The sequence below is a fragment of the Dyella kyungheensis genome (genome assembly GCF_049913195.1).
In the GTDB taxonomy this organism is placed as follows: domain Bacteria; phylum Pseudomonadota; class Gammaproteobacteria; order Xanthomonadales; family Rhodanobacteraceae; genus Dyella; species Dyella kyungheensis.
In genome coordinates this window covers 1,574,248-1,594,256 of sequence record NZ_CP183983.1, presented here as the reverse complement: position 1 = coordinate 1,594,256, position 20,009 = coordinate 1,574,248, and the positions used below count along the sequence as shown (strand labels likewise).

16 protein-coding genes are annotated in these 20,009 nt (G+C 64.7%); 4 read left to right on the top strand and 12 right to left on the bottom strand.

Features of this window, described 5'->3' with window-relative positions; genetic code table 11:
* Window positions 1-135: 135 nt before the first annotated feature.
* From fdhE to ACN9MB_RS06895, 11 genes are all read right to left on the bottom strand, one after another.
* Window positions 136-1,086 (bottom strand): formate dehydrogenase accessory protein FdhE, encoded by a 951-nt coding sequence (gene fdhE / locus ACN9MB_RS06945; protein WP_426271235.1) that lies wholly within the window; start codon window positions 1,084-1,086, stop codon window positions 136-138.
* A complete protein-coding gene (locus ACN9MB_RS06940) occupies window positions 1,083-1,742 on the bottom strand; it encodes a formate dehydrogenase subunit gamma (RefSeq protein ID WP_426271234.1) in 660 nt (219 codons plus the stop codon). Before ACN9MB_RS06940 ends, fdhE begins: the two co-directional genes overlap by 4 nt.
* A complete protein-coding gene (gene fdxH, locus ACN9MB_RS06935) occupies window positions 1,739-2,653 on the bottom strand; it encodes a formate dehydrogenase subunit beta (RefSeq protein ID WP_204635326.1) in 915 nt (304 codons plus the stop codon). Before fdxH ends, ACN9MB_RS06940 begins: the two co-directional genes overlap by 4 nt.
* Before the next feature lie 10 nt (window positions 2,654-2,663).
* The gene (fdnG, locus tag ACN9MB_RS06930; RefSeq protein ID WP_426271233.1) at window positions 2,664-5,741 is read right to left on the bottom strand and encodes a formate dehydrogenase-N subunit alpha; all 3,078 of its coding nucleotides are present in this window, start codon (window positions 5,739-5,741) and stop codon (window positions 2,664-2,666) included.
* Window positions 5,742-5,961: 220 nt separating this feature from the next.
* A complete protein-coding gene (locus ACN9MB_RS06925; protein WP_426271232.1) occupies window positions 5,962-7,356 on the bottom strand; it encodes a serine hydrolase domain-containing protein in 1,395 nt (464 codons plus the stop codon).
* 96 nt (window positions 7,357-7,452) lie between these two features.
* Window positions 7,453-9,501 (bottom strand): transketolase, encoded by a 2,049-nt coding sequence (gene tkt / locus ACN9MB_RS06920; RefSeq protein WP_426271231.1) that lies wholly within the window; start codon window positions 9,499-9,501, stop codon window positions 7,453-7,455.
* Between the two features lie 66 nt (window positions 9,502-9,567).
* A complete protein-coding gene (locus ACN9MB_RS06915) occupies window positions 9,568-10,299 on the bottom strand; it encodes an HAD family hydrolase (protein WP_426271230.1) in 732 nt (243 codons plus the stop codon).
* Window positions 10,300-10,323: 24 nt separating this feature from the next.
* Complete coding sequence (gene zwf, locus ACN9MB_RS06910; protein ID WP_426271229.1) at window positions 10,324-11,700, bottom strand: glucose-6-phosphate dehydrogenase; 1,377 nt, start codon at window positions 11,698-11,700, stop codon at window positions 10,324-10,326.
* A 154-nt stretch (window positions 11,701-11,854) separates the two neighbouring features.
* Window positions 11,855-12,907 (bottom strand): permease, encoded by a 1,053-nt coding sequence (locus ACN9MB_RS06905; RefSeq protein WP_426271228.1) that lies wholly within the window; start codon window positions 12,905-12,907, stop codon window positions 11,855-11,857.
* Window positions 12,908-13,126: 219 nt separating this feature from the next.
* Window positions 13,127-13,612: a RidA family protein gene (locus ACN9MB_RS06900; protein WP_204635320.1), complete on the bottom strand. Its 486-nt coding sequence runs from the start codon at window positions 13,610-13,612 to the stop codon at window positions 13,127-13,129.
* 29 nt (window positions 13,613-13,641) lie between these two features.
* Window positions 13,642-13,995, bottom strand: a complete 354-nt coding sequence (locus tag ACN9MB_RS06895; RefSeq protein ID WP_426271227.1) for a hypothetical protein — start codon at window positions 13,993-13,995, stop codon at window positions 13,642-13,644.
* A 228-nt stretch (window positions 13,996-14,223) separates the two neighbouring features.
* On the opposite strand from ACN9MB_RS06895, the gene ACN9MB_RS06890 reads away from it, so the two are divergent.
* Both ACN9MB_RS06890 and ACN9MB_RS06885 read left to right on the top strand, forming a co-directional pair.
* Window positions 14,224-15,276, top strand: a complete 1,053-nt coding sequence (locus ACN9MB_RS06890; RefSeq protein ID WP_426271226.1) for an alpha/beta fold hydrolase — start codon at window positions 14,224-14,226, stop codon at window positions 15,274-15,276.
* Window positions 15,277-15,296: 20 nt separating this feature from the next.
* Window positions 15,297-15,809: a cytochrome P460 family protein gene (locus ACN9MB_RS06885; RefSeq protein ID WP_426271225.1), complete on the top strand. Its 513-nt coding sequence runs from the start codon at window positions 15,297-15,299 to the stop codon at window positions 15,807-15,809.
* A gap of 39 nt (window positions 15,810-15,848) precedes the next feature.
* Here ACN9MB_RS06885 and ACN9MB_RS06880 read toward each other — a convergent pair whose 3' ends face one another.
* Complete coding sequence (locus ACN9MB_RS06880) at window positions 15,849-16,682, bottom strand: transporter (RefSeq protein WP_426271224.1); 834 nt, start codon at window positions 16,680-16,682, stop codon at window positions 15,849-15,851.
* A 315-nt stretch (window positions 16,683-16,997) separates the two neighbouring features.
* On the opposite strand from ACN9MB_RS06880, the gene ACN9MB_RS06875 reads away from it, so the two are divergent.
* Entirely contained in the window at window positions 16,998-17,348 is a 351-nt protein-coding gene (locus tag ACN9MB_RS06875; protein WP_426271223.1) for a DUF4242 domain-containing protein, read from the top strand.
* A gap of 101 nt (window positions 17,349-17,449) precedes the next feature.
* Window positions 17,450-20,008, top strand: coding sequence for an ATP-binding protein (locus ACN9MB_RS06870; protein WP_426271222.1), 2,559 nt, complete (start codon window positions 17,450-17,452; stop codon window positions 20,006-20,008).
* Window position 20,009: the final 1 nt, after the last annotated feature.

Below are 20,009 nucleotides of genomic sequence, written 5' to 3'. Positions count from 1 at the left end.
CTATGCTGCGGCGGCGACAGGAGGCGGTCAAGCCAGAGCGCGTGAGACCCGCATGTTCACCGTCGTTCCGGCGCAGGCCGGAATGACGGTGAGGGGAACAAATGGGGGACGCGAGATTTTTGCTCTGGAGAAAGGCTACTCAGCCATCGCCTCTCCATCGCCCACCAGCAGCAAAGGATTGGGCGCATGGCGCGCGAAGCCTGCCTCGGTCACCAACATATCCAGCCCCAGCGAGGCCAGGTCATCCGCATACGGGTCGACCTGCGTGTCCTTCAATTGGTAGAGCAGCTTGGCGTAGGTGTGGCACTCGCCGCAGGTCTCGGCCTTGACCACACCGGGGTCGTCCTCGATGCCTTGCACGGAGAGTTTGCGCGTGCCGCCGCAGGTGATGCAGACGGCGCGCACGTGATTCCACGCGGTGGAACACAGCGAGCAATACAGAAAACGCGTGCCGGGCGTGATGCCGGTGGCGGTGATCAGACCCGATACGGAAGGCGAACCGCAGCACGGGCAAAGCGAACGCTGCTCCAGCAGGCGCAGATCGCTGGCCTGCAGCCGCGCCGCCGAACCGCTGAAATAGACCTGCAGCGCGGCCACCACGAAGACTGCCGTGCCTGCCTCGGAGGTGGCCAGCTCGCCGCGCAGGAATGCATCGGCCAGCCGGTCCAGTGCGGCGGCATCGCTGCCGCGCAGTTGCTCCATCGCCTCCTGCACGGCCAGCGGCCACTCGCGGCCGTCGATCTGGTCGAGCAGCAAGGCGAGCCCTTCGCGCCATGCAGCGCTGCGGCGGTGCCCGTCGGCGGCCAGCGGCGGCAGCCGCGCCTCGACGGCCCGCTCCACTTCCACCTGACTAAGTACCGTCGCTGGCGCCAGTGTGGTCGCCACGGCGTGCTGGGCCTGCGCCAGCGTTGCCATGAAGCACAGCCACGCTTCCATCGGATGTCCGTCCGCCAGGTGCGTGAGGCGTCGCGCGGTGGCTGCAAACCGCGCGGTGGGATCGACGATCACGATGGGTTCCGGCGCCTTGACGCCCGCGTGCGACGGCCCGCTCCATTTCGCGTCGGGTGGTGCTTCGCCTTGCCTCATGGACGCTTCCTGATCGCCGTCTTCTCGTTCGGGTCGGCCGCCAGCTCCCGCAGCCACTTGCGATGATGGCGCCACGCCCAGCCCGGTGTCACGTAACCCTGGGTCATCGCGCGCATGGAATGACGTACCCAGATGCCGGCGTAGACGTGCACGATCCAGATGATGATGGCGAGGAAGGCCGCGGTGCTGTGGATCAGCACGGCTGCGCGCTGCACGGGAATCGGGGTGGCTTCGCCGAAATACACTTCCCAGATCACCAGGCCGGTCAGGAACAGGGTGGGAATCAGCAGGATCATCGCCCAGAACACCAGCTTCTGGCCCGCGTTGTTGTGGCCGACGGGCGGGATGCGTTCCTCGTCGTCCTCGACCACCGCCGCCACCGATTTCATCCAGGTGTTGTCTTCGCTGTGCCAGAGATTGGCGCGCCAGAACTGCACGATCATGCCGATATAGCTGACCATCAGCACGCAACCGATCCATGGATGCACCGCCCTGGTCCATTGTCCGCCGCCAAACAGGTTGGACAGCCAGAACATGATCGGATGGAACATCGAAAGGCCCGACAGCACCATCAGCGTGAAGCAGATCGCATTGATCCAGTGGTTGACCCGCTGGGACGTGGTGTAGCGAACGATGACAGTCCGGGAACGGATCATGGCGTGTTCTCCGTCTCTTCCTCCAGCACGCGCTCGCCCTGCGCCTCGTCCTCTTCGGTGACTTCGTTGGGGCCCTTCACGATGTAATGGAAGAAGCCCACTACGGCAGCCAGCGCGATGCCCACCATGGCCAGCGGCTTGGCGATGCCCTTCCAGGCCTCGACCGCGGCGCTGATACGCGGATGCGCAGGCAACCCCGAATACAGCTCGGGTTTGTCGGCGTGATGCAGCACGTACATCACATGCGTGCCACCCACCGCCTGCGGGTCGTAGAGGCCCGCGTTCTCGAAGCCGCGCGATTTCAGATCGACGATGCGCTCGCCGGCCCATGCGGTCATATCGGTCTTTGTCCCGAACATGATCGCGCCGGTGGGACAGGCCTTGACGCACGCCGGCTCCAGGCCCACCGACACGCGGTCGGAACAGAGCGTGCACTTGTACGACTTGTGGTCCTTCTTGCTGATGCGCGGCACATCGAACGGACAACCCTTCACGCAGTAGCCGCAACCGATGCACTTGTCGCTGATGAAATCGACGATGCCGTTGGCGTACTGCACGATGGCGCCCGGTGCCGGACAGGCTTTCAGGCAACCCGGATCTTCGCAGTGCATGCAGCCGTCCTTGCGGATCAGCCATTCCAGGTTGCCCTGCTCGTTCTCGTACTCGGCGAACTTCATCAGCGTCCAAACATCGGGACTGAGATCGTTCGGGTTCTGGTACGAGCCTTCGAAGTGGCCGATTTCCTGACGCAGGTCGTTCCACTCCATGCAGGCCGACTGGCAGGCCTTGCAGCCGATGCAGCGGCTCACGTCGATCAGCTTGGCCACCTGCTGCTCGGCGTTGCGTGCCGAGGGCGGCGTCATCGTCGAGGCGGAGCGCCGGATGTAATCTTGCGATTGCAGATCGGACATGGCGAATTCCTCAGGCGGTGACCGGTGCGCTGGTCTTTTCGATGTTGACGAGGAACGCCTTGAATTCCGGCGTCTGCGTGTTGGCATCGCCCACGGAAGGCGTCAGCGTGTTGGCGCCGTAGCCTTTCCTGGCCTGGCCGGTGAAGCCCCAATGCAGCGGCACGCCGATGACATGAGTGGGCTTGCCATCGACAGTGAGCGGCTTGATGCGCTTGGTGACATACGCCTTGCAGATCACTTCACCACGCTTGGACGACACCTTCACCCAGCCGCCCTGCTCGATGCCCTTCTCCTTGGCCAGCGCCTCGCCCACCTCGACGAACTCTTCCGGCTGCAGGATTGCGTTGATCAACGCGTGCTTGGTCCAGAAGTGGAAGTGTTCGGTGAGGCGATAGGTGGTGGCCACATAGGGGAACTTGTCTGGACTTCCAAACGCCGCACGGTCGTCCGCGAACACACGCGCCGCGGGATTGTTCTTCACCTTCGGATGCAGCACGTTCTCCACCGGCGATTCCATCGGCTCGTAGTGCTCGGGGAACGGGCCTTCGGCCATCAGCTTGCGGGCAAACAGGCGACCCAGGCCTTCGTCGTTCATGATGAAGGGGCTGGCGCCGGCCGAAGGCGCCAGCGTCGGCGTGTAATCGGGCACATCGATGCCCACCCACTTCGTACCGTTCCACGAAATCACCGGCTTGGCCGGATTCCACGGCTTGCCGGCCGGATCGGCGCTGGCGCGGTTGTACAGAATGCGCCGGTTGGCCGGCCATGCCCACGCCCAGTTCGGCGCAATGCCCTGCTCGCGCGGATCGGTGGCGTCGCGACGCGCCATCTGGTTGCCCTTCTCGGTGAACGACCCGGAGAAGATCCAGCAGCCGGACGAGGTAGTGCCGTCGTCGCGCAATTGCGCAAAGCCGTCGAGCAGCGTGCCGGCCTTGGTCACCACCGTATTGGTGGCCGGATCGGTGAGATCGGCCAACGCGCGGCCGTTCATTTCCTTGGCCAGCTCTTCCGGATCGGGGCTGATCGGATCGGTGTACTTCCAGGTGAGGTTGAGGATCGGATCGGGGAACGCACCGCCTTCCTTGCGATAGAGCTCGCGAATGCGATGGAAGAGACCGCTCATGATCCAGATGTCGGACATCGCGATGCCCGGCGCGTCGGCCGCCTTCCAGTGCCATTGCAGCCAGCGCGCCGAATTCACCAGCGAGCCGTTTTCTTCGGCAAAGCAGGTCGTGGGCAGCTGGAATACTTCGGTCTGGATATCGGCCGGATTGGCCGGATTCTGCGGACCGAAGTCCTGCCAGAAGCGTGAGGTCTCGGTATCCAGCGGATCCATCGTGACCAGGAACTTCAGCTTGCTCAGGCCGCGACGGATCTTGCCGCGATCCGGGAATGCCTGCAGCGGATTGAAGCCCTGGCAGATGTAGCCGGTCATCTGTCCGGCGTTCATCATCTCGAACGCCTTGATGATGTCGTACAACGGAATATCGAGCTTGGGCAGCCAGTCGAACGCCCAGTTGCTTTCCTGCGTGGCGGCATCGCCATACAGCGCCTTCATCAGGCTCACGAACAACTTGCGGGTGTTCTGGTAGTAGCTGATCTGGCCGGGTCGCAAGGGCTTGAACTGCCGCGTCGACATGTAGATGTCGAAATCGGTTTCCTTGTCGGTGGGCAGGTTCATGTAGCCCGGCATCTGGTTCGACAACAGGCCGACGTCGGTCAGGCCCTGGATGTTCGAATGCCCGCGCAAGGCATTCATGCCGCCGCCCGCCACGCCGATATTGCCCAGCAGCAGCTGGATCATCGCCATGTTGCGGATGTTCTGCGCGCCCACCGAATGCTGCGTCCAGCCCAGCGCAAACAGGCTGGTCATCGCCTTGTCCGGCGCCGATGTGCTGGCGATCAATGCGCACACATGCTCGAACTTGTCCTGCGGCGTGCCGCAGATGCGCGAGACCATCTCCGGCGTGTAGCGCGAGACGTGATGCTTGAGCAGGTTGATGACGCAGCGTGGATCCTGCCAGCTGTCGTCGGACTTGGCGAAGCCGTCCTTGTCCAGCTCATAGTCCCAGGTCGACTTGTCGTAGCTGCGGGTTTCCTCGTTGTAGCCGGTGAACAGGCCATCCTGGAAATCGAAACCGTCCTTCACGATCAGGCTGGCGTTGGTGTACGAGCGCACGTACTCGTGCTGGATGGCGTCTTTCTCCAGCAGGTAGTGGATCACGCCATTGAGGAAGGCGATGTCGGTACCCGGACGGATCGGCGCGTAATAGTCGGCCACGGACGCCGTGCGCGTGAAGCGCGGATCGACCACCACGAGCTTGGCGCCGTTCTCGATCTTCGCCTCGATCACCCATTTGAAACCGCACGGGTGCGCCTCGGCGGCATTGCCTCCCATCACGATGACGACGTTGGCGTTCTTGATGTCCTGCCAGGTGTTGGTCATCGCACCGCGACCGAATGATGGGGCCAGACTGGCCACCGTCGGTCCGTGTCAGACGCGCGCCTGGTTGTCGAACACCACCATGCCCATCGAGCGCACGGCTTTCCAGGTGAGGTACGAGGTCTCGCTCGATGAAGCCGAGGCCGCCAGCATGCCCACGCTGGTCCAGCGATTGACGGTGTCGCCGTTGGCGTTCTTGGCGATGAAGTTCTTGTCGCGGTCATCCTTCATTAAACGCGCGATGCGGTCGAGCGCGAAATCCCAGGAGACTTCCTTGAATTCCGTGCCGCCCGGCGGCCGATAACGCGGCGCCTTCAATCGCGTGGGTGCGTGCACCACGTCGAGCAACGCCGCGCCCTTCGGACAGAGCGTGCCGCGATTGACCGGATGATCCGGATCGCCTTCGATATGGATGATGTTGGAGCGCGCATTCTTGGCACGGTCACCCATGCTGTAGATCAGAATGCCGCAGGCCACCGAGCAGTACGTGCAGGTGTTGCGCGTTTCGGTGGCGTGGGTGAGCTTGAAGGGGCGTACGGCGGCGGCTTGTGCCTCGCCGGAGGCGCCGAAGCCAAGCGCACCGATACTCGATGCGGCTAGCCCCAAGCCGGTGAACTTGATGAACTCGCGGCGTGTCATGGACATCGCATGTCGCTCCCGGGAAATCTGGCTGGCCTAGCGCCCCTCGATGGGCGTGAACGTGGCTCGAAACTCTCCGTGACGACAACGGGAGCGAGCCCGTTGCCTGCCGAAAAAGGTAGCACAGATAAGCCCGCGCGGCCGCTCAGGTTCTTGCGACTTTGGGCGAATGCGGCAGCGGATTCGTGATGATTCCGTTGTGTCATATAGCCCGGCCCCGCCGCTGCTAATGTCCGGTTTCAGACACCCGTGGCAACCGTAGGGCCGGCGCGTCGCCACCCTCGAAGTAATCGAGCCGGGTGACCTTGCCCGAGGCGTCGCGCACCGGCACGAAATAGCTGAGTTCGTCCGGCACGAACACCAGGCGCTGGTCGGTGGTCCATTGCAGCGGCACCGCATGGTGGCCGCTGCGCTGCGCGTAGAGCTGGTGGTCTTTGACGGTCAGCGTTTGCACGCTCGTGCCGTCGATGCGATAGCTGCCCTGCAGCGCATCCAGGGCTTCGTCGGTCAGCGGCGCCGGCACCGGCGTCGCATACGGCTGTCCCAGCGCGATGGCGGCAAGCCGCCGACTCATCGTGCGGGCATCGAAGCCGTCGTTGTTGGCCAGCACGGCCACGATCACATCCTGTTTCGGGAGATACACCAGAGCCGAGGCGAAACCGTCGATCTGGCCGGTATGCCCGATCATTTCGCTACCGCGCAGGCGCCACAGATACATGCCCATGCCGTACCGATGTGCCGGCGTGACGCCGGGCATGGCCGGCACCGGGGTGATCATCTGCTGGAAGCCCTTGGCGCTGACGATCTGCCCGCGTACCAACGCATGCATCCAGCGCACCAGATCATCCGTCGTGGCGACCAGGCCGCCGGCCGCAGCCGGAATGCTCATGCTGATGAACGAGGCGTTGTTGACCTGATGGGTGGCCTCATCCGTGCTGTAGCCGGCGACGCGTCCCGGAATCACGGCGGCGTTGTCGCCGTAACTGATCTGTCGCAACTGCGCGGGCTCGAGCAACAGTTTCGTCATCGCTGCGTACCAGCGCTCGCCGGTGACTTTCTCGATCACCGCACCCAGCAGGATGTAGCCGCCGTTGGAGTAGGCCCACTGCGTACCCGGCGCAAACGCGGGCGTCCGCTTGCGGATTTCGTCGATCAGAGTGGCCGTGTCCACATCGCGCTTCATGAAACCCGGCTGAGGGTTCGGCGTCTTGTCCGAAATGCCCGCCGTATGATTCAACAGCTGGCGCAGCGTGATGGTGTCGCCGTTGGGCACATCGGCAACATAGGTCGACAGTCGATCGTCCAGCGACAGCTTGCCCAGCTCCGCCAGCTTGATCACGGTCGCGGCGGTGAACATCTTGGTGATCGAGGCGATGCGGAAGGTCTGCTCCGGATAGAGCGGCACACCCAGCTCGATGTTGGCGCGACCGACCGCGCCACGAAACAACATGGTGTCGCCTTGCAGAATGACCGCTGCCACGCCAGGTCCCAGCGGGTTCGCTGCGCTTTCCAGCGCGGCCTGCGCGGCCGTGGCCACCGGCACAGCCGGTGTCGATGGCGCAGCCTGCGCCGCCCATGAGAACGCCAGCACGCCTACCGCAACACCGATCCGACCCAGCATCGCCTCTCTCCCCGTCGCGGACTCTCAATGGCCCGGCCGCCAGCGCGCAGGATATGCCACGAGCGATGACAGGCCCGCAACGGGGTGAGGATGTGGTTACCTGGCGAGCAAGGCCTTGGCGCGGGCGACTACCGCATCCGCGGTGAAGCCATAGGCTTTGAGCAGCACCTCGGCCGGCGCGGAAGCGCCAAAGGTTTCGATGCCCAGCATGTCGCCGTGCACTCCCACGTAACGCTCCCAGCCTTGCGACACGCCAAGCTCCACCGCCAGTCGCGCCTTGACCGAGGGTGGCAGTACCTCGTCCCGCTCCGCCGGCGACAGGCCCTCGAACAATTCCCAGCTCGGCATCGACACGCAGCGCACGGCCACGCCTTCGTCCTGCAGGCGTTTCGCGGCCTGCACGATCAGGCTCACTTCCGAACCGCTGGCGATCAGGATCAGTTCCGGCGTTCGCGCCGACGAATCGGACAGCACGTACGCGCCACGGCGCAGCCCGTCGGCCGGGGCCAGGCGTTCGCGATCCAGCGTGGGCAGGTTCTGCCGGGTCAGCACCAGCAGTACCGGGCGATCGCGGGTTTGCAACGCCACGCGCCAGGCCACCGCCGTTTCGTTGGCATCGGCCGGGCGTATCACCACCAGATTCGGAACGGCGCGCAGGTTCGCCAGTTGCTCCACGGGTTGATGGGTGGGGCCGTCCTCGCCCAGCGCGATGCTGTCGTGGGTGAAGACGTGGATGACGTGCAGTTTCATCAGCGCCGCCAAGCGCATGGGCGGACGCATGTAGTCGGAGAAGATCAGGAAGGTGGCGCCGAACGGAATCGTGCCGCCGTGCGCCGCCATGCCGTTGACGATGGCGCCCATCGCGTGTTCGCGCACGCCGAAATGCAGGTTGCGTCCCTGATAGCCCCAGCCGGCCGAGTCGGAACCCTGCAGGTCCTCGCCCTTCGAGGCCAGCGGATTGAAATCGCCCAGCCCGTTCAGCGCCGTCTTGGTGGAAGGATTGAGATCCGCCGAACCACCCGTAAACGCGGGCACCTTGGCGGCAAACGCATTCATCACCTTGCTGGACGCATCGCGTGTCGCCATGCCTTTGGCGTCCGCCGGGAACACCGGGATGTCGGCATCCCAGCCCTCCGCCAGCTCGCCGCGCAGGCTGCGTTGCAGCTCGTCGTGAAGATCCGGAAACATCGAGGCGTAAGCCTGCATCCGCTCGTTCCACGCCGATTCCAGCTCCGCACCGCGCGTCTGCGCCTTGCGAAAATGCGCCAGCGCATCGTCCGGCACGAGAAAATCGGGCTCGGTCGGCCAACCCAGTGTCTGCTTGGTCTTGCGCGCGTTGTCCGCGCCCAGTGGCGAACCGTGCGTCTTGAAGCTGCCCTGCTCGGGCGAACCGTAGCCCAGCTCGGTGCGAATCAGGATCAAGGTGGGCCGCGTGCTCTTTGCCCGCGCGGTTTCCAGTGCCGCCTCGATGGCGACGAGATCGTTGCCGTCGCTCACCGAGATGGTGTGCCAGCCGTAGGCATCGAAACGACGCCGGACATCCTCGGAGAACGTCATGTCCGTGCCCGCAGACAAGGTGACCGTGTTCTGGTCGTACAGGCAGATCAGCTTGCCCAGCCGCAGGTGGCCCGCCAGCGACGCCGCTTCGGACGCCACGCCTTCCATCAGGTCGCCGTCGCTGACGATGGCATAGGTGTAATGATCGATCACCGTGTGCTGCGGACGGTTGTAGCGCGCCGCCAGTTGCGCTTCCGCCATCGCCATGCCGACCGCATTCGCCATGCCCTGCCCCAATGGGCCGGTGGTGGTCTCCACGCCCGGCGTGTGGCCGCGCTCCGGATGACCCGGCGTCTTGCTGCCCCATTGGCGGAACTGCTTGAGGTCGTCGAGCGAGACGTCGTAGCCCGTGACATACAGCAGGCTATACAGCAGCGCGGAGCCGTGGCCGGCGGAAAGTACGAAACGGTCGCGGTCGAACCAGTCCGGGTTACGCGGGTTGTACCTGAGCCAGCGCGTCCACAGCGCATAGGCCATCGGCGCCGCATCCAGCGGCAAGCCGGGGTGCCCGCTGTTGGCCTTCTCCACCATGTCGACCGAGAGGAAGCGAAGGGTGTTGATGCATTTCAGATCGAGCTCATCGGACATGCGGATCACCTGTTGAAGTGCGCGGTGGCTAGCCGCCGTTCGCCGATGGACTGGCGAAGAGGAGTTTCATGTCGGGTCGCGTGCGGCCACCGGGGCCGGTTCGACACCGGCCGGAGCCGTGACCTGTGCAAGGGGAAGATCGGACAGCGCCAGGCTGGCCAGTTCGGAGATATGCGCGATCGTCCGGTCGGGCGCGGGATCGATGACCAGGCTTTCCGCGTCGCGCGCATAGTGCCCCTGGCGCACGAAGATCGTGGTCAGGTGCGCGCCGAAGATGCGCTTCATCGCCGCCAGCAAGTGCGGCTTGTCATCGACCATCACGTAGTGCGCGGCGGGATACGCGCGCTGGATGGCCTCGGTCATGCGCTCCTTGTGCACGTACACCAGCACGCGGCCGTCCACCGCCTGCGAGATTCCCGAACGAAGGATTTTTCTCGGCTGAAACACGATGTCGCCATCGGAGAGAATCACCGTCGAACCCAGCGACCCCAGATGGGCCAGCGTTTCCAGCGAACCGGGATAGAGCAGCTCGGCGAACGGATACTCCAGCAGATACGACGCCAGCGGCATCAACGCCGGATGATATTCGTGCCCCAGGCGAAACTGCTGCAGCGCGCCGAGATAATCGGCGTAGCCCAGCGTGTCGCGCAACTTGTTGTAGATGGACCAGTAACGCTCGCGCTCCATGGCGCCGAAATCGCGGTCGAGGCGCGCCGTGAGGGCGGCCGCAAAACCGTCGTTGTCGAGCAGGGTGTTGTCGACGTCGAGCAGGAAGACAAGTGAAGCGGTGTTCGACACAGTGAAGTTTCCTCAGCTTTTGGATCATTCCACTTTTGGATCATGCCAGCCGCCGTCGTCGGCGGTCAGCGCCTTGGCGGCGGCGGGGCCCCAGCTTCCCGGGGCGTACTCGTGCACCGGCTCCGCATTGTCCAGGACGGGATCGACCACCGCCCACGCCGCTTCCACGCAGGCATCGCTGGTGAACTGCGAAGCGTCGCCACGCATCGCGTCTCCCAACAAGCGCTCATAGGCGAGCTGTTCGTGCACCGGGTGATGCCTGGCCACCAACTCGACCGGCTCGCCGCGCATCTGCTCGCCCACCTGCTTCACCCGCGCGCCGGTGGAGATCACCACCTCGGGACTGAGCCGGAAGCGGAAATAGTTCGAATCCTGCCGGGGCGCGGTATCGAACACCGCCAGCGGCGGCTGCTTCAAGGTGACCATCACCTCGCAACTCGTCACCGGCAGGCATTTGCCGGTACGGATGTAGAACGGCACGCCCGACCAACGCCAGGTGTCGATATGCAGGCGCAGCGCCGCATAGGTTTCCACCTGCGAATCGGGCGCCACGCCCTTTTCGTCGCGATAGCCGCGGAACTGGCCGCGCACCACCTGGCCCGGCTCCAGCGGTCGCATGGCCTGGAACAGGCGCTGTTTTTCCGAACGCATCGAGGCCGCCTCGTGCCCCATCGGCGCCTCCATCGCGAGCAAGGCCGTCACTTGCAGCAGATGGTTCTGCACCACGTCGCGCAAGGCGCCCGCTTCGTCGTAGAAACTGCCGCGACCCTGCACGCCGAAACTCTCCGCCATGGTGATCTGCACGTTCTCGACGTAAGTGCGATTCCAAACGGGTTCGAGGAAGGTGTTGGCAAAGCGGAAGTACAGCAGGTTCTGCACCGCCTCCTTGCCGAGGTAGTGATCGATGCGAAAAATGTTCGATTCCGGGAAGGCCTCGTGCAGCGTCTTGTTCAAGCGTTTGGCCGAAGCCAGGTCGCGCCCGAACGGTTTCTCGATGACGATGCGCGCGTTGTCGGCACAACCGGAGCTGGCCAGACCCTGCACCACCGTGTCGAACATCGTCGGCGGTATCGCCATGTAGTGGATCGGGCTGCGCGCCTCGCCCAGCGCCTGCTTCAGGCGCGTATACGTGGACGGATCGTGGTAATCCCCATCGATGTACTGCAACTGCGCGGCAAGCCGCTCGAACGCCTTGGCGTCGAACAGGCCATGTTCCGTCAGGCTCTTGCGGGCGCGCTCGCGCAACTGCTCCAGCGTGAACTGGCCATATGCCACGCCGATGATCGGCATGTCCAATTCGCCTGCCTGGATGAGCGCCTGCAACGCCGGAAAGATCATCTTGTAGGCAAGATCGCCGGTCGCGCCGAAGAACACGAAGGCGTCCGATCGTGAGCCACTCATGATTGCGCATCCACTCCTGTTGCCATGGGCCCTTGGCGATGCCTCGCACGGGCGGGTCCTCCACCCTGACCTACTGGGCGTTAAATCCAGGCATGGACAACATGGGATTGGCGTGAGGCCGCTCGTGGGTTCTTGCGGCCTGCCGCGGCGAGCGTCAATGCATGCCGAGCCACATCGCCAATGCGCCGGCCAGTATGCCGAAGCCCACCACCGACAGGGCAATCGTCACCAGCAAGCGCAGCGGAAACGAACGACCGAGCATGGTCAGCGATGGCAGGCTTACCGGCGGCAGCGTCATCAACAGCGCGGCAGCCGGTCCCACGCCAAGCCCCAGGGCCAGCATGGCCTGCACGATCGGCACCTCGCCCGCGGTGGGAATCACGAACAGCATGCCGGCCACCGACAACGCCACGATCCAGATCCATGCCTCGCCCATGTCCGGGCCGATAGGCGGAAACATCCAGGCGCGCGTCGCGCCCAGCAGCAGCACGATGATCACGTATTCGGGAATCAGGCGGAGGGTCATGCGCACGAAGATGCGCGCCCACAGCGTGACCACCTCGACGAACGTGCGCGGTTCGGGCTCGGCCGGCGGCAGGTCCAGCGCGATGGGACGGCCCGGCTCGGCCAACCGGTTGGCCAGCTGCCCCAGCCCGAACACCATCGGCACGGCAAGCGCCAGTCGCAACACGGTCCAGTGCCAGCCCAACACGAAGCCGGTGAATATCAGCGTGGCCGGATTGAGCATGGTATTGCCCAGCCAGAACGCCACCGCGGCGCCCGGCGCCGCCTGGTGACGGCGCAGCCCCACCACCACCGGCGCTGCGCAACAGGTGCACATCATGCCCGGCACGGCCAGCAGGCCGCCGGCGAGTACGCTGTTGAATCCGCGTCCGCCCAGCACACGCGCCACCCAGTGCACCGGCAACAAGGCCTGCACACCCGAGCCCAACAGCAGGCCCAGCACCATCGCCTGCCAGATCGCCTTGCCATAGGCCAGCGCGTAGCCGAGCGCGGCGCTCCATGATGGCGCGGGTGCGCTGGATGCGTCGCCCATCAGGATCGAATGGCCGATGGAATGCTGTGCCGCCGCCGTGAACGCGCGTCCGTAATACGGATGCCACTTCACGTAGAACAGGCCGGCGACGGCCAACAAAACGAATACCAGGAAACGCGCGGTGCGCGACGTCTGCGATGCGGCGGGCATGCAAGCCTCTCCGAACAGCGTGGGACGTTACGGCCCTACAGGGCACGACATTGCCCACCGATCACCGCAGGCCGGATGCGCTGCGGAGGGGCACGATTTTCGAACCAGGCGATGCGACTGCGGTGCACAGCATGCTACGGCGTCCGGGCAAAGTCACTAGCATCCGGCGCCATCGGCTTTGGATGGCCAAATACTGTGTCTGCCTTGCAACAGACACGCTTACGGATACAGCGAAAGTTCGCCTTCGATTTCCACCGGGATGTTGAACGGCAGCTCGGCCATGCCGACGGCGCTGCGCGTATGCGCGCCCCGCTCCGGCCCATACAAGGCCAGGATCAGCTCGGAGAAGCCGTTGATCACCTGCGGCTGCTGGGTGAAACCGGGCGCGGAATTCACCATGCCGAACACGCGATGCCAGGCGCATACGCGGTCGAGATCGCCGATGCTGCGCTTGAGGCTGGCCAGCACGGAAAGCGCGACCAGGCGCGCCGCCTGATAGCCCTCGCTCACCGACAGCTCGGCGCCCAGCTTGCCCAACGGCGCGGCCATCGCACCGTCCTCGCCCTGCGGCCCGTGGCCCGCGATAAAGACCCGCGTGCCATGCACCTGCACGAACTGAAACGGCAGGCTCACGCCGGGGGGCACGGTGAACGGCGGCGGCAACTTCAGTCCCATCTCCGTCAGGCGGGCTTCGATGGCGCTCATGGGCATCCTCCGGTCATGCTCGGTTCGTCCTATTCGCGGAAAGACCCGCGTATCACCAGTCGCATGTTACGGCCCAACGACACCAGCTTGCGCATCAGCGCACCCAGGACGTCGTCCGCGGCGTCCGCCGTGCGCAGCCATTGCAGCAACTGCTCGCGGTAGAGCAACACGACCACCATGATCTGCATTTCCAGCAAGGCCAGGAAGACGTCGATACCCACGGAGTCGATGGTCAGCGCCGTGGGCACGGTCTCGGGCTGGCTCAACAGGATCAGTACCACCGTCACCGTGATCACGCCGATCATCCACTTGCGCACGTCTTTGCGGCGCCACTCGGCCGTCAGCGCCTCGAGCGTAAACCACTGCGGATCCAGCCAGGCCATCTCCCCCTCCTTGTCGACCAACAGGGCTCCTCAGACCCGCCCCACTATGAAGGCGTCCCCTCGACAACAAAAGGGGCACCCTCACGGCGACCGGCGTAGGCTTTGTATCGCTGTGTATCCGCCGCCGCTCCTGTTACACGCGCTTGCAAATCCGCGAGGTCTCCACACAGAGCAGACACACGGAAATGGTCTTCTAAACGGGTAGAACAACCAGCCGGGAGACGTTCCATGTCCGATCAGATCAATCAGCAGCGCCGTTCCCTTCTTGGCGCAACCGCCCTGGGCCTTGCGCTGGCCCCGTTCGGCCTGGCCACGCTTGCCCATGCCCAGGCGTCCTCGCCGGCGCCGTCGGCCGGGAAGCGCGTGGCCGCGAACAGCCACACCTCGTTCAAGCCGCTCAAGCATGTGAAGGCGGGCGTGCTCGACGTGGCCTATGCCGAAGACGGCCCCGCCAACGGCAAGCCCGTGCTGCTGCTGCACGGCTGGCCGTACGACATCTACAGCTTCGTGGACGTGGCGCCGATCCTCGCTGCCGCCGGCTATCGCGTGATCATTCCGTACCTGCGCGGCTATGGCGACACGCGCTTTCTCTCGGCGGACACCAAGCGCAACGGCCAGCAGGCAGCACTGGCCACCGATGCCATCGCACTGCTCGATGCACTGAAGATCGACCAGGCCATCGTGGCGGGTTTCGACTGGGGCGCACGTACCGCCGACATTCTCGCGGCGCTGTGGCCGCAGCGCTGCAAGGCGCTGGTCTCGGTGAGCGGTTACCTGATCGGCAGCCAGGAAGCGAATCACGCGCCGCTGCCGCCCAAGGCCGAATTGCAGTGGTGGTATCAGTTCTATTTCGCCACCGAACGCGGCGAAGCCGGCTATGCGAAGTACACGCACGATTTCGCCCGCCTGATCTGGCAACTCGCCTCGCCGCAGTGGGCATTCGACGATGCCACTTTCGCCCGCTCCGCCGCCGCCCTGGACAACCCCGACCAGGTCGCCGTGGCCATCCACAATTACCGTTGGCGGCTGGGCCTGGCCGACGGCGAATCGAAGTACGACGCGCTGGAAAAGCAACTCGCCGCGTTGCCGGGCATCGGCGTGCCCACCATCACGCTGGAGGGTGACGCCAACGGTGCACCGCATCCGGAACCTGCAGCCTATGCCAAGCGCTTCACCGGCAAGTACGAACATCGCCAGGTGAACGGCGGCATCGGTCACAACCTGCCGCAGGAAGCGCCCGAGGCATTCGCCAAGGCCGTCATCGACGTCGACAAGTTCTGATGCCTTCCGGGAGAAGGTCCATGAAGTCGTTGCTTGCGTTGTCCAGCGTCGGTGTCGTGCTGCTGGCAGGCGTCTTCGCGGTGGCCTGCCACGCTGCCAGCGAACACACGTCCAAGCCTGCCTCACCGATCTATGGCGTCACCCTGCCCGACGGCTATCGCCAATGGGAACTGATCGCGCCGTCGCTGGAGGGCGAGCCGCTCAACGAACTGCGCGCCGTGGTCGGCAACCCGACCGCGATACAGGCCTATCGCACGAACACACTGCCATTCCCGGATGGCAGCATCCTGGTCAAGCTCGCCTGGAAGCGCACGCCGTCGACCGAGTTCGAAGCGGCCACCGTGCCGGGCGCCGCCACCACGGTGCAAGTGATGGTGAAGGACGCGAAGAAGTACGCCACCACCGGCGGCTGGGGCTTCGGCCGCTTCGTCGATGGCCAACCCGTGGATGAAGCGCAGCACCGCACCTGCTTTGCCTGCCATCAGGCGCGCGTCAAGAACCACGACTACGTGTTCACGCGATACGCTCGCTGACCCCGGCCAGCCGCCACATCGCGATGGGCGAAGCGCTGTCTATTGCGGGAAAAGCAAAGTAATCACGGCGCGATAGCCCCATCCGTGCGGACTAGTCGCGCTGGTCGCCGCCCAATAGCGCACGCCGCCGGTGAAACTCACCGGCAATTTGCCCACCTTCGTCAACTTGGCCACGGTTAAATTCACTGGCACCGCCGCTTGGTGCGCATGCCAGTCGTAGGTGGACTCGGCGTTGATGCCATAGGTCCACGCCGTGGGTGTGGTGTAGGAAAGAAACGGTTGCAGGAACAAGCTGCTCAGCGGTGCACGGTCGCGATTGTTCTTCACGCTGGCCACCGACCAGATCTGGTTGGTGAGAAAGCCATAAGTGAAGCCGTGCGATTGCTTGAGCAACACCAAGGTTGGCCCCAGACCCCACTTCTTCGCACCCAGCAAATCGTTGGTGGCCGTGGGCAGCAGAAAGGCCGGACCCGCGCCCCAGATGATCCCGCCGGCACCTGGCGCCTTGGGCGAAAAGAACAAGCTTTGCGTGATGTCGCCCAATCCTGACTGGCTGCCGGAACCGGGCGAGATATCCGACTGCGTGGTCACCGGCAGGATGGTGCGGGAGATCATGTTCCAATCGTCGCTGATGGAAATCGGCACCACCGGCTGCACGTTCATGGTCAACCGGTGGCCCCGCTCGTCCGGCCCGATCTTGCTGTCGTAGTTGAACTGGAACGGCGCGCTGATCAGCGAAGCGACCGGATTGGATAGTTTCTTCGCCAGATCGGCGGTATCGCCACCCGCGGCATCGCCGGATGTCGATTGCGCGTGAACGGCAACGGAAAGCAACAGCGGCAAAAACAATACGACGGGATAGCGCAGATGCATGTCCTGCTCCGAGGCACGCCAAGGCTTACTGTCCTGCGCGGATGGCGAGAAGTCATGCGAAGAACTACGGGGTGGCACACCGTGTTCTTACTTAGGTCCCTTAAAAAAAGCCGTTTGCGTGCGTCGTGCATTGCTGCTTTGACAACCAACATTACCCGTTACATCGCTGAAACACCCCTCCACGAACGACCGGAAAAAATAGGGGAACGCGCGATGCAAACTGAGGGAAACTCCCGATGTCGCGACGCATGTGCCTGCGTAGCTTGTGATTGCAGCTTCAACACGAGTTGCAACACCCAATCAGGAGACACCGTCATGCCGCGCTACATCGTCGAACGCCAATTCCCCAACGGGCTTTCCCTTCCCACCAATGCCACTGGCGCCGCCAAATGCGTTGCCATCGTCAACACCAACGCCGAAGAAGGCGTAACCTGGCTGCACTCGTACGTGAGTGAAGACAAGACCAAGACGTTCTGCGTCTACGATGCACCGAGCCCCGAAGCGATCCGCCAGGTGGCCCGCCGCAATGAGTTGCCGGTGGACCACATCACCGAGATCTCCGTACTCAATCCCTATTTCTATTTGAGTATGGCGGGAGCCAGTCGTGCATCGGCGAGCCGAACGGTTTATAGAGCACCGTGGCGTCCGTTCCGCTACTTCCTCTAACGGAGCGCTGAGACGCCAGCTTGCCGCCCTGCCCTGGGCAAGGCACCTGTCGGACACGCGTTGAGGGTGGAAGGTTGGAACTGGTTGAGCGTGACTACGCCTTGCAACGTCTACGCGACGCGCGCGACCTCGCGCAGCAAGGCACCGGCCGCACCGCGCTGGTCTATGGCGAGGCGGGAATCGGCAAGACGTCGCTCGTGCGATGCCTGGCCGCCGGACACGACGGCGGCCGCGTCCTGATCGGCGGGTGCGAGGCTTTGTTCTCGCCCCGCCCGTTGGGTCCCTTCTACGACATCGCCGATGCGTTCACCAGCCGCACAAGAAGCCTGCTGGGCCGCGAAGGACGCCGCGCGGAACTGTTCGCCGCCCTGCTCACGGACCTGCAGGAACTCGACGGCACCACCCTGCTGGTGCTGGAAGATCTGCACTGGGCCGATGCCGCCACGCTGGACCTGGTGAAGTACCTGGCCCGGCGCATCGAACGGGTGCGTGCACTGCTGGTGCTGACCTATCGCGACGACGAACTCGACGCAAAGCATCCGCTGCGGCTGCTCTGCGGCGACCTGCCCAGCGACGCTGCCGTGCGCGTGCCGTTGCTGCCGCTATCGGAAACCGCCGTGGCCGACCTGGCCCAGCGCACGGGCCGTTCGTCGGAAGGACTGTTTGCCGCCACCGGCGGCAATCCGTTCTTCGTCACCGAAGCGTTGTCGGCCGAAGGCTTGCCGGCGTCGGTGCGCGATGCCGTGCTGGCACGCGCGGGACGGCAGACGCCGGCCGTGCGCGAGCTGCTCGATCTGGCCGCGATCGTGCCGGCACGCATCGATGTGTCGCTGGTCCACGCGCTGCTGGACCCCAGCGACGAGGTGGTCGCCGCGGCGCTCGCCTCGGGGTTGCTGTTTGCGCAGAGCGGCACGTATGCGTATCGCCATGAACTCGCGCGCATCTCCATGGAACAGGCGCTGCCCTCGCCAGTGGCTGCCGCTTTGCATGCGCGATTGCTGTGCCACCTCGAATCGCTTGGCGAGAACGTGCCGATGGCGTGGCTGGTACACCACGCGGCAGGTGCCGGCGATTGCGCGTCCGTCATGAAATACGCGCCCAAGGCCGCCGCCGATGCCGCCGCCCACGGCGCGCACTGCGACTCCGCGTGGCTCTACGGCCGGGCGCTGGCCCATGCCGGCGGGCTGCCCGACGATGCGCGTGCGGAGCTGCTCGAACGTCATGCCTACCAGTGCTACCTCACCAGCCAGATCGACAGCGCAATCGCCTCCAGCCAGACCGCCCTCGCCCTGTGGCGCAAGCTGGGAGACAAACGCCAGGAAGGCCACATGCTCCGCTGGTTGTCGCGCCTGCACTGGTTTGTCGGCCGCAATAGCGACGCCGACGTGTACGGCAACCTCGCGGTGCAATTGCTCGAATCCATCCACGCCGACGACGAGCTGGCGTGGGCGCTGAGCAACCGCGCGCAAATGCACATGCTGGCCGGCCGCACCACCGAGGCGGTGACCTGGGGAACGCGCGCCATCGAGATGGCCGAGAAGCAAGGCAACACGGAAGTGCTGGCGCATGCACTGAACAACGTCGGCACCGCGCGTTGCGTCCGCTACCACGCCGATGGCAAGGACATGCTCAAGCGCAGCCTGGAAATCTCCCTCGCCAACGGCTACGGCGAGCATGTCGCGCGCGCCTACGCCAACCTCACCAGCAGCGCCGTGACCACGCGCGACTATCCCGAAGCGCAGTGGTACATCAGCCAGGCGGCGGCATATTTCGCCGAGCGCGACCTGGATTCGTGGTCGCAATACGTGGTGGCCTATCAAACCCGGCTGGATTTCGAACAAGGACGCTGGGATGCCGCGGGCCAGCTCGCCAGCCATCTGCTGACGCGAGGCGACGTGACGCCGGTCGCGCGCATCCCCGCCTTGAACGTGCTCGCGCGCATTCGCCTGCGTCGCGGCGATCCCGGCGGCGCGGAACTGCTCGATGAAGTGACCGAACTGGCCTGCGCCACCGGCGAATTGCAGCGACTCGCGCCCGTGGCCTCAGCGCGCGCCGAGGCGGCATGGCTGCGTGGTCAGGATGGCGAAGACGATCCCGTAGTCAGCCGAACTTGCCTGTTGGCGGAACAGCTGCACGATCCACGCGCTCTCGGAGAACTGTTGTTCTGGCGCCGCTGGATGGGCCTGGAGGCATCCGAAACCGCCGAGATCGAACACGCCTACGCCTTGCAACGCGACTGCCAATGGCAGGACGCCGCGCTGGCGTGGCAAAGCATCGGCTGCCCCTACGAACGCGCGCTGGCCTTGATGGAAGGCGACGAACACGCCATCGGCGAAGCACTGGCCACGCTATCGGCACTGCAGGCTTCCGCCACCATCAAGCGCTGCCGCGAATCGCTCCATCGCAACGGCGTGCGCGGCATGGCCCGCGGCCCACGCGCGAGCACCGTGGCCAATCCCGCCGGATTGACCCTGCGCGAACTGCAGATTCTCTCCCTGCTCACGCAAGGCCTGTCCAACACGGAAATCGCCGACCGCCTCGCGCGTTCGGAGAAGACGGTGGAACATCACGTCTCGGCCGTACTGCGCAAACTCGATGCCCGCTCGCGCGGCGAAGCCGTCGCGGCGGCGGGACGCCTCGGGCTCGGTTCAACGCATTGAT